The following is an 11,045-nucleotide window of genomic DNA, read 5'->3' as shown; positions in this document are numbered from 1 at the left end:
CTATTATCGTATAGACTTCAACGGTAGTAAACTGCTGGACCTGACACCTGCCATCGGCAACCACCTCGTTTTCTTTTCTCCCGATAAAAAATTTTATATAGATAAATACTCACAGGTAAATGTACCACCAGTGAATGAATTGCGCCGTACCGCCGACGGTAAACTTATTACCGTGTTGGAAAAAGCGGATGTCAGCGCCTGGCAGGCTACCGGCGTGCCTTTCCCGGTTCCCTTTGCCGCCAAAGGCCGCGATGGAAAAACAGATATCTGGGGCGTTATGTGTCGCCCTTCCAACTTCGACTCCACTAAACTGTATCCTGTTGTAGAAAATATTTATGCCGGTCCGCAAGATGCTTTTGTGCCTAAAAGCTTTATGAGCTATTACATCGACATGCAGGCACTGGCCGACCTGGGTTTCATTGTGGTACAGATAGATGGCATGGGCACCGCCAACCGCTCAAAAGCATTTCATGACGTGTGCTGGAAAAACCTCGCAGACGCTGGTTTCCCGGATCGTATTTTATGGATCAAAGCACTGGCCCGGCAGTATCCTTTTGTGGATACCACACGGGTAGGGCTATACGGTACTTCTGCCGGCGGACAAAATGCACTCGGCGGACTTCTCTTCCATCCTGAATTTTATAAGGCAGCAGTGGCCTCCTGTGGTTGTCATGATAACCGGGTAGATAAACAATGGTGGAATGAACAATGGATGGGATACCCTGTAGGCAAGCATTATGAAGAACAATCCAACGTCACCAACGCCGGCAAATTACAAGGCAGTCTCTTACTGATGGTAGGAGAGGCGGATACCAACGTGCCACCGGAATCTACTTATCGCGTAATAGATGCACTGATAAAAAAAGGCAAGACGTTTGAGTTTCTGCCAATACCCGGCATGGGACATAGTGATGGTGGCCCTTACGGCCGTCTTAAACGCCGCGATTTTTTTGTACAACACCTGTTACAATCCACACCACCAGATAGAAATACTAACGAGTAAAACCTGACCAACTTGAAAAAAATATTTCCCCTGATCGCGGGATTGCTCCTGCAGCAAATAATCGTATCCGCGCAATCTGCCGATAATGACCTCTATGCACAAAGCAGTGAGGTCAACAATATCATGGTGCAGTACGATGCCGATGCCGGCATCCTGAACCGCTTTTATTTTGTAGAGAATTCACCGGAACGTTTCGCCCGGTTAATCACCCTCGTAAAGAGCTATCAGCAACGCCTGCAGCAGTTGAACTATGCGGCGTTGAATGTAGGTGCACAGGTAGATTATACCCTGTTTAAACGTAAACTGATCGCCACCGCGGAAGACTTATCGCAGGCACAACAGGAATATATACAGGTGAAAAAATGGTTTCCCTTTGCAGATAAAATATATCAGGTAGAACAAAACCGCCGTCGTGGCGCCAAACCAGATGCACCGGCATTAGCGGCACAACTCAACGATATCGCGAAAGAAGTCAGCAAAGATCAGCAACAACTCGAAAAAGACAGCTCGATCTCTATAGTCCAAATTCGCCGTGGCATAGCTACGGTCAAGGATCTCCGCAATGCCCTCAACAGCGTGTATGTTTTTTACAACGGCTACGATCCGCTTTTCTCATGGTGGATACCCGCTCCGTATAAGCAACTGGATAGTCTCCTGAAAAGCTATGGCGCTACATTTGCCGACAGAGAAAAAAGCAGCGGCCACCTCCCGGACGACGGCAGCGGCATTATCGGTCACCCTATTGGCCGCGCAGCACTCATCAGAGGACTACAACAGGAAATGATCCCCTACACCCCGGAAGAATTAGTGGCTATCGCCAATAAGGAATTTGCCTGGTGCGATGCAGAAATGGAAAAAGCTACCCGGGAAATGGGACTGGGCACCGATTGGAAGGCAGCCATGGAAAAGGTGAAGAACAGCTACGTACCGCCGGCAGATCAGCCCGCCGCCATGATGCAGCTCTACAACGAATCGGTAGATTTCCTCAAACAACATCACCTCATCACTTTACCACCACTGGCAGAAGAAACCTGGCGCATGAACATGATGTCGCCCGAAAGACAATTAGTGAATCCTTTCTTTTTGGGCGGGGAAGAATTTATTGTCTCCTACCCGGTGAGCAGTATGAGCCATGAAGATAAAATGATGAGCATGCGGGGTAATAATCCGCATTTCTCCCGCGCCACCGTACACCATGAACTGCTGGCTGGCCACGCCTTACAGGAGTTTATGCAAAACCGCTACAAAGCCTATCGTCACTTTGAAACACCTTTCTGGATCGAAGGATGGGCACTCTACTGGGAAAGATTACTCTGGGATCAGGGATTCGCCAAATCCCCGGAAGACCGCATCGGCATGTTGTTCTGGCGCAAACACCGTTGCGCGAGGATCATCTTCTCTATCAACTATCACACAGGCAAATGGACACCACAACAATGCATCGACTTCCTGGTAGACCGTGTAGGACATGAACGGGCCAATGCAGAAGGAGAAGTACGTCGCTCTTTTGTAGGCGGCTATAGTCCACTGTACCAGATCGCTTATATGATCGGCGGCCTGCAGTTCGAAGCACTGAAAAAAGAACTGGTAGACAGCGGAAAAATGTCTTACCAACAATATCATGATGCCGTGCTGAAAGAGAATATGATGCCCATTGAAATGTTGAGGGCTATACTTTTAAACAAACCAATACCTAAAGATTTCGCCACCAACTGGCGATTTTATCAGCTATAACGTAAGTATGCCGGGTGCTCTTCAGCCCCGGCTTTTTTAGGCTCTAAACGATAGCCAATACGCGCACATAACAGTTTGCAGGTAAGTAGCAGCGCCACGCTAATTTGCTTGCACGGCCGGTTATAGCCGGCCATCAACTGGCAGGCATGCGGCGGGATCACGGATACAGCGACATTGCACTGCTTATCATGTAGTCTTCTTAGGATTGATAAAATACAGGGAATACTCGTTAATATTTACGCAGTATTCCTCTTTTTTTCTGAATACTTTTAAATGTCAATAAGACAATTAAAGTTCTATAGCATACGTGTCAACCGTAAATCCAATTGAGTGTTATGAATAACTATTTATTTCCCGGCAGGTGCCTGTTACTCAGCGCCTGTTTATGCGCACTGCATTCCACTTCACTAAAAGCGCAGCAGCCAAAGAAATCCACCGACACTGCGGTGTTGAGAGGAACTGATAAAAACCTGGGCGAAGTAATTGTAGTAGGTTATGGCACCCAGAAGAAAGCCACGCTTACCGGCGCTGTTACACAAATCAGTGGCACAGAAATCCGGCAAAGCGGCTCCGTTAATATTTCCAATGCCCTCGCCGGACGAATGCCTGGCGTGGTAGCTAGTAACCGTACCGGTGAACCGGGCAATGATGGCTCCGCGATCCTGATCCGTGGCGCTGGTACCACCGGCAACACCGCACCGCTGTATGTGATTGATGGGGTGGCCAACAGAAGTGGTTTCGAAAGACTCAATCCCAACGATATAGAAAGTATCAGCGTGCTGAAAGATGCCGCTGCCGCGATTTACGGTGCACAGGCTGCCAACGGCGTTATTCTCGTTACTACCAAAAGAGGGAAAAGCGGCAAACCCAGTATTTCCTACGATGGCAACTTCGGCTTGTCGCAGCCCACGCGCATACCTAAACTGGTGAACGCCTACCAATATGCATTATACCGTAATGAAAAAGATAAAAGACAAAACGGCGCCAGCGCCCCCGTTACTTTCAGCGATGAGCAGATCCGGAAGTATAAAGACGGTTCCGACCCACTGAACTATCCCAGCACCGACTGGACGGATGCCGTGATAAAGCCATGGACCCCGCAAACACAGCATTCCATTACTATCTCCGGCGGGGCCGACAGGGTGAAATACTATGTGTCGGGTGCCTACACCTACCAGGATGCCTTTTACCGGAAATCAGCCACCAACTACAAACAATATAATCTGCGCTCCAATATAGACGCACAACTCACCAACAATTTTAAAGTGGGGGTAGACATTGCCGGTCGTTTGGAAAACAGACAAATGCCACCTACCGGCGCCGGTAGTACACCGGCAGATGGGATTTTCCTGAACATGATGGGCACCTATCCCGGCCTGGCGCCATTTTATCCCAATGGCTTGCCACAGGCAGGTGCCGAAGGACCGAATACATTACAACTGGCACAGGGATACAACGGCTATACGAAAAGAGCGAATAACAGCCTGCAAACAACAGCCACCTTTGAATGGAAATTGCCCGCTATCACACCCGGACTGGCCATTAGCGGATTTGCTGCGCACGACTTTAGTTTTTATAATGAAAAAACTTTTACCCGGCCTTTTGACCTGTACCGTTATGACAGTACCAATAAGGTATATAATAACGTGAGAAATTCATTGCTCGCTCCCACCTCTTTGTATGAGAGCTATGGTAACAGTCTTTCTAAAACCTACCACCTCAAACTCAGCTACGAAAAGCGTTTCAACGAACATTTCATCAGCGCATTTATCGCCTATGAACAGAGTGACTACTACAACGAAGGCATCAATGCCAGCAGGGGAGGATTGATTAGCACAGCGGTAGACCAGATGTTTGCTGCCTACACAGATGCTGCATTGGTGACAAATGGTGGAAATGCCGATCAGAATGCACGCCGCAACTATTTTGGCCGGTTAAATTATACCTATAAAGATAAATACCTGGCCGAACTGGTGATGAGAAGAGATGGCTCTTTTAACTTTGCGCCCGGTCATCAATATGGTAACTTCCCCGGCGCCTCCATCGGATGGCGTATTTCAGAAGAACCCTTTTTAAAACAAGCCGCTCCCTTTATCAATAACCTGAAAGTAAGAGCTGCCTATAGTGAGCTGGGCAACGATCGTATTAACCAGTACCAGTTTTTAACCCGCTATCGCGCAGCGGAGGATCTCGAACATTATTTCCTCGGATCAGATGATAACCCAACACCCGCTCCCGGTCTTATGACTACGGTAACGCCTAATCCGGATGTTACCTGGGAAGTGGAGAAGATGAAAAATTTTGGACTCGAAGCGTCGCTGTGGAATGGTAAACTGGATCTCACCGTTGATTATTACACGGCCCGCAGAAACAAGCTGCTGGCTAAAAGAAATGCCTCTGTACCTGCCACCGCCGGTTTTACACTGCCGGATGAAAATATAGGCGTGGTAGATCGTCACGGTATTGAAATCACCGCAGGTACCCGTGGTACTATCGGAGAAGAGATACACTACAACGTAACGGCCAACTTCACCCAAACACACAGTAAAATTGTATTCATCGATGAACCAGCCAGTGTGCCGGATTGGCAAAAACGCCAGGGCTATCAGCTGGGTAGTAATTACAATGAATCACTGATGTATCTGACAGATGGTATCTTCCATACCCAAAAGGAAATCGATGACACAAAAGCAAAATTGCCCGGCTCCCAACCCGGTGACATCAGGTATATCGATTATGATGGCGATGGTGCCATCACGGCAAAAGATCGTGTACGCAGCTACCAGAATGCCACGCCGCTGATCATCTACGGGGTGACTATGAGCGCCGATTATAAAGGTATTGCCATACGACTCCTCTGGCAGGGACAGTCCCAGGCTAAACAAATGATTATTCCCCAGGCAAACAATGCAGAGTTTATACCACCCATATGGATATACGAAAACAGATGGACGCCGGAAAATCCCAATGCCACAATGCCCGGTGCTTTCGATCGCTCGTACAGTAACAACGTACGCCCTTCCGATTTCTGGCTGCAGGATATGTCTTTCCTGAAACTGAAATCAGCAGAGGTATCTTATACTTTTGCGCCGGCAAAACTCACGGCTTATGGGATCAATAACCTGCGCATATACCTGAGCGGATTTAATTTATTTTCCTTCGATAAGGTGAAGAATTATGATCCTGAAACCATTTCCTACACCGGTGCTTATTATCCGCAAACCCGCATTTTTAACCTGGGTGTAAACCTGAATTTCTGATGTCAAAATACCTGATCATGAAACGTTATACCATATATGCTTTGATACTACTGGCCTTGTTTGCCAGCAGTTGTGAAAAAAAATTCCTCGACAAGAAACCACTGGATTCCTACTCAGATGCCGATGTATGGAAAGAATTGAATCTGACAGAGGCATTCGTCAATTCACGCTACACCATATTGCCCTCGCAAACAGACCTGGGTATTAAGAAAGGATATTTCATGTCCGGCACCAGCGATGAAGGACTCTCCAAACTGGACTATGCCGGCGAAAGTATTATTACCAAAGGCTTACTCAGCCCGGATAATGTGGTGTACGATTTCTGGACACCCAGCTACGCGGAAATCCGTAACTGCAATTTATTTTTCTCCAAAATAGCTGATGTGCCAGCCGCTAGCGCAGATGCCCAGGCCCAAAAAAGACGGATGCAGGGAGAGATTTATTTTCTCCGCGCCTTTGCTTATGCCGACCTGCTCCGCCACTACGGCGGCGTACCGCTGATCAGTAAATTGTATGACCTCACTGATACCAGCTTCGAGGTAAAAAGAAATACCTACGAAGAGGGCGTACAGTTTGTATTAAATGATATCGACTCTGCCATCAGCATCTTACCGGAAAAATATGAGAACAGCGCAGAAGTGGGCCGTGCTACCAGCATCGCTGCCATGGCGTTGAAATCAAGAATACTCTTATACGCCGCGAGTGAATTAAATAATCCGGGCCACGATGCTGCCCGCTGGCAGGCCGCGGAAACCGCTACATTGGCGGCTATCACCGCCGCAGAAAAAAATGGCGCACAGCTTTTTGATGGTGCCGACTATAAAAAAATATTCCTGCAAAAACATAATCCGGAAGTACTGTTTGACTTTAACTTCGGCAAGCTCGGCTACGGTGGCATAGATGTGGTGTGCACACCCAATAGCTACGGCGGATGGAGCGTATATACACCTTCACAGGATATGGTGGATTCTTTCTTAATGAAAAACGGTAAACGTATCAGCGATCCGGCCTCCGGTTATGATCCGGCCAATCCGTATGCAAACCGGGATCCACGTTTTTATGCAGATATTCTCTACAACGGTGCTACATTTAAAGGCACGCCTGTGGAAATTTTTGAAGGTGGGAAAGACAGTCAGCAGGGACCACAAGGCTGGAACGCCACCAATACCGGTTACCACTGGCGTAAATACATGGACGAATCTATTGATGTAAATAAAGATGCCAGCAACCAGAACTGGATTATTTTCCGGCTGGCAGAACTATACCTCAACTATGCTGAAATAGAAGCCGCGCTGCACAAAGAAGAAGCTGCCCGTACCTATATCAATAAAATTCGCAGCAGACCCAGTGTACTGATGCCGGATATCAGCAGTACCGGTGCGCAACTGGAGAAAGATATCCGCCTGGAGCGACAGGTAGAACTCTGCTTTGAAAGCCACCGCATGTATGATGTGCGGAGATGGAAAATAGCAGATATCACAGAGAATAAACCACTGAAAGGTGTGATCGTTACTAAAAACGGCAATACATTTTCCTATAATTATGTAGTGAGACAGGAGCGCAACTTTAAACCGGCACTTTACCACTGGCCTATCTCCAGGGATGAGATGAGTAAAAACCGCGCGCTGGTGCAAAATGCAGGGTACAATCAGTAATTGTTATAATGACAATTATAAATTATTATATTAGGTGTTTATAAAGACAAAAGGTATGAGATCATTTTTGGGAAAAATGGCGATCGCCGGCGCCGGTGTGTTGCTCAGTCAGGCGGCGGTACAGGCGCAACTGCAGCAGGATTATCCGATAAAGCCGGTAGCCTTCACCCAGGTAAGGGTAAACGATCATTTCTGGGCGCCAAAAATAAGGACCAACGCCGGTGTAACGATACCGTATACACTGGAACAATGTAGAAAGACAGGCAGAATAGATAATTTTTTACGCGCTGCGGGCAAACTATCCGGCGATAAACTGACGGAATATACCTTCGATGATACCGATCTCTATAAAGTGATTGAAGGCGCCTCTTACGGCCTGCAAATGCAGCCCAATCCCGGCCTGGAGAAATACCTCGACACCCTCATCAGCATCATTGGCGATGCACAGGAAAAAGATGGGTATCTCTATACTTTTCGCACGGTAAAAGCAGCCAAGCCACACGAATGGATGGGCAGCAAACGTTGGGAAAAAGAAGAAGACCTGAGTCACGAACTCTATAACGCAGGCCACCTCTTTGAAGCAGCCGTAGCACATTACCAGGCTACCGGTAAAAAAACATTGCTCAACATCGCCATTAAAAATGCCGACCTGCTGGTGCGCGTTTTCGGCTGGGGCAAGGAAGAAAAGTTTCCAGGCCACCAGATCGTGGAAACAGGACTGACGCGCTTATACCGCGTTACCGGCAATAAATCTTACCTCGACCTGGCTAAGTTTTTCCTCGATGTACGTGGACCCGGTACGCCGTATAGTCAGGAGTATAGCCAGTCACATAAAAAAGTAACGGAACAACATGAAGCAGTTGGCCATGCGGTACGTGCTACGTATATGTATACCGGTATGGCGGATGTAGCCGCGTTGACAGGCGATCAGCAATACCTCAAAGCCATTGATGATATCTGGGACGACGTGGTAGACCGGAAACTATATATCACCGGCGGCATTGGCGCCACCGGTGCCGGTGAAGCTTTCGGCGCCGCGTATGAATTGCCGAACATGTCGGCCTACGCGGAAACCTGCGCAGCCATTGCCAATGTGTACTGGAACAGTCGCATGTTTCTGCTTCACGGCGACGCTAAATACATTGACGTACTGGAACGCACCCTCTATAATGGATTGCTCTCCGGCGTATCGCTCAGTGGCGACCGTTTCTTTTATCCCAACCCGCTGGCCTCTATGGGGCAGCATCTGCGAAGTGCCTGGTTTGGCTGCGCCTGTTGCATTTCCAATATGACCCGCTTCCTGCCTTCTATGCCGGGGTATGTGTATGCGCAAAAAGATAATGATCTGTATGTAAACCTGTTTGTAGGCGACTCCGCCAGCATACAGCTGAAAGCAGGGAAAGTAAATATTGTACAACAAACGGAATATCCCTGGAATGGTAAAGATGAAATTACCATCAACACCGCTAAACCTACCGCCTTTAACCTGAAAGTACGTATTCCCGGCTGGGCAGAAAACCGCCCCGTACCCGGCAATCTTTATTTTGAAGACGATAGCACCGCTGTGAACATCCCCATTCTGTTAAATGGTAAACCAGTGTCCTACACAATGGAGAAAGGTTATGCCGTGATTCACCGCACCTGGAAAAAAGGAGATAAAGTAGTGGTGGACTTCCCCATGGAGGTAAAAAAAGTACTGGCTGCAGCGCCGGTAAAAGACGATCTGGATCGCTTTGCCCTGGAACGTGGTCCTATGATGTACTGCCTGGAAGGTCCGGATAACAAGGATGCCACTGTGCAGAATATTGTAGTCCGCAAACAGGCCGACGTGAATGCCATCTTCCAACCCGCCCTGCTCAATGGCGTAATGACCCTGCAAATGATTGGCAGCGCCGCCAGCAGACAACTCCATTCCGATTCGCTGATCAGCAGCACGCAAACGGTAACGGCTATACCATATTATGCATGGGCCAACCGCGGCCCCTCGGAAATGACGGTATGGATTCCTTTTGAATCTTCCGCTGCCCGGCCCAAGCCAGCACCCACCATTGCTTCTAAAAGTAAAGTCAGTGCGTCAGTGAAAAATCAACGCATGTACATGGCGCTGAATGATCAGTACGAACCAAAAGATTCCAAAGATAACAGCGCCCTCTATTTACATTGGTGGCCCGCCAAAGGCAGCACAGAATGGGTACGCTATGATTTCGACAGCACCTATACCGTTAGCAGCTCCAAAGTATACTGGTACGACGACGGCCCTTTCGGTGGCTGCCGCATCCCTGCCGCCTGGAAGCTCTACTACAAACAAGGCGCCGACTGGATACCGGTGAAGAATACAACACCGTATCCCGTGGAAAAAGATAAATACAATGTCATTACTTTCGAACCCGTTACTACGACAGCCCTGAAGCTCGAAGTACAATTACCTGCTGAAAATGCAAGTGGCGTACATGAGTGGATCGTGGAATAATAAATTAAACGCATGAAATACGGCTTTTTTGCTGCCATCTGCCTGCTGATGGGGAGTAGCACTGCTGTCGCTCAATCGGCGGCCAGCATCCATGTAAATACCGCTATAAAGGGGGCTGCTATACCTGCCACCCTCCATGGTATTTTCTTTGAAGAAATCAGTCATGCCGGAGAAGGAGGCCTCTACGGGGAAATGGTGCAGAACCGCGGTTTTGAAGACCACTGTATTCCGGCAGGAACACAGTTAAAAAACGGCTGGCTGCAACCCTTCCCGCTGAAGCCCCATTTTATGCTAAACGGACAACCGTCCGACTGGAAAATGGAATGGCCGCTGCAAAGTCAGTGGCCAGCCTGGCACGCAGAGAAAAAAGGGAATGCCGCCATACAGTTATCGCTGGTGAACGATCGTCCATTAACCGCGGCGACCCCACATGCTATGCAGGTAAAAGTAACGGCAACGGATGCACGTAATGAAGCCGCACTGGTCAATGAAGGCTTCTGGGGAATGAACATCACCAAGGGAATGCCTTATCGTTTATCATTCTTCGCCAATGGCAGCAAAGGCTACACGGGCAATATACGCCTTTCCCTGCAAACAGCCGCGGATAAAGTCCTCGCAGATACCACGGTATTGCTGACAAAAGGGGCCGACTGGAAAAAATACACCGTCCTGCTCACGGCAAAGGACAGTGATCCAAACGCCCGCCTGGTCCTTTCTTTTCAACATTCCGGTACCCTGTTGCTGGACATGGTATCCCTCTTCCCGGTGCATACTTTCCGCGACCGCCCCAATGGTATGCGGGTCGATCTGGCCACCCTCATTGAAAAAATGAAACCCGCCTTTGTGCGCTGGCCCGGTGGCTGCTATGTGGAAGGGATTACCGTAGAAAGTGCGCCGGACTGGAAATCAACCCTCGGCCCCCT

5 protein-coding genes and 1 pseudogene are annotated in these 11,045 nt (G+C 48.6%); all 6 read left to right on the top strand.

The annotated features are described in order from the left end of the window. The coding region (locus VIP81_RS02900) for a S9 family peptidase (protein ID WP_331956977.1) at positions 1-1,003 on the top strand (1,003 nt) is incomplete at its 5' end. A gap of 12 nt (positions 1,004-1,015) precedes the next feature. Beyond that, positions 1,016-2,737: a DUF885 family protein gene (locus VIP81_RS02895; RefSeq protein ID WP_331956976.1), complete on the top strand. Its 1,722-nt coding sequence runs from the start codon at positions 1,016-1,018 to the stop codon at positions 2,735-2,737. Positions 2,738-3,072: 335 nt separating this feature from the next. Then, a complete protein-coding gene (locus VIP81_RS02890; protein WP_331956975.1) occupies positions 3,073-5,997 on the top strand; it encodes a TonB-dependent receptor in 2,925 nt (974 codons plus the stop codon). Then, positions 5,997-7,652: a RagB/SusD family nutrient uptake outer membrane protein gene (locus VIP81_RS02885; protein ID WP_331956974.1), complete on the top strand. Its 1,656-nt coding sequence runs from the start codon at positions 5,997-5,999 to the stop codon at positions 7,650-7,652. Before VIP81_RS02890 ends, VIP81_RS02885 begins: the two co-directional genes overlap by 1 nt. 55 nt (positions 7,653-7,707) lie before the next feature. Continuing rightward, positions 7,708-10,122: a glycoside hydrolase family 127 protein gene (locus tag VIP81_RS02880; RefSeq protein ID WP_331956973.1), complete on the top strand. Its 2,415-nt coding sequence runs from the start codon at positions 7,708-7,710 to the stop codon at positions 10,120-10,122. A gap of 12 nt (positions 10,123-10,134) precedes the next feature. Beyond that, positions 10,135-11,045, top strand: a pseudogene (locus VIP81_RS02875) (hypothetical protein); the annotation flags it as partial.

Origin of the sequence: Chitinophaga sp., from assembly GCF_036566945.1 — a bacterium.
Lineage (GTDB): Bacteria > Bacteroidota > Bacteroidia > Chitinophagales > Chitinophagaceae > Chitinophaga.
Note: the sequence above shows the minus strand (reverse complement) of the source record. Positions and strands in the feature narration are given on the sequence as shown.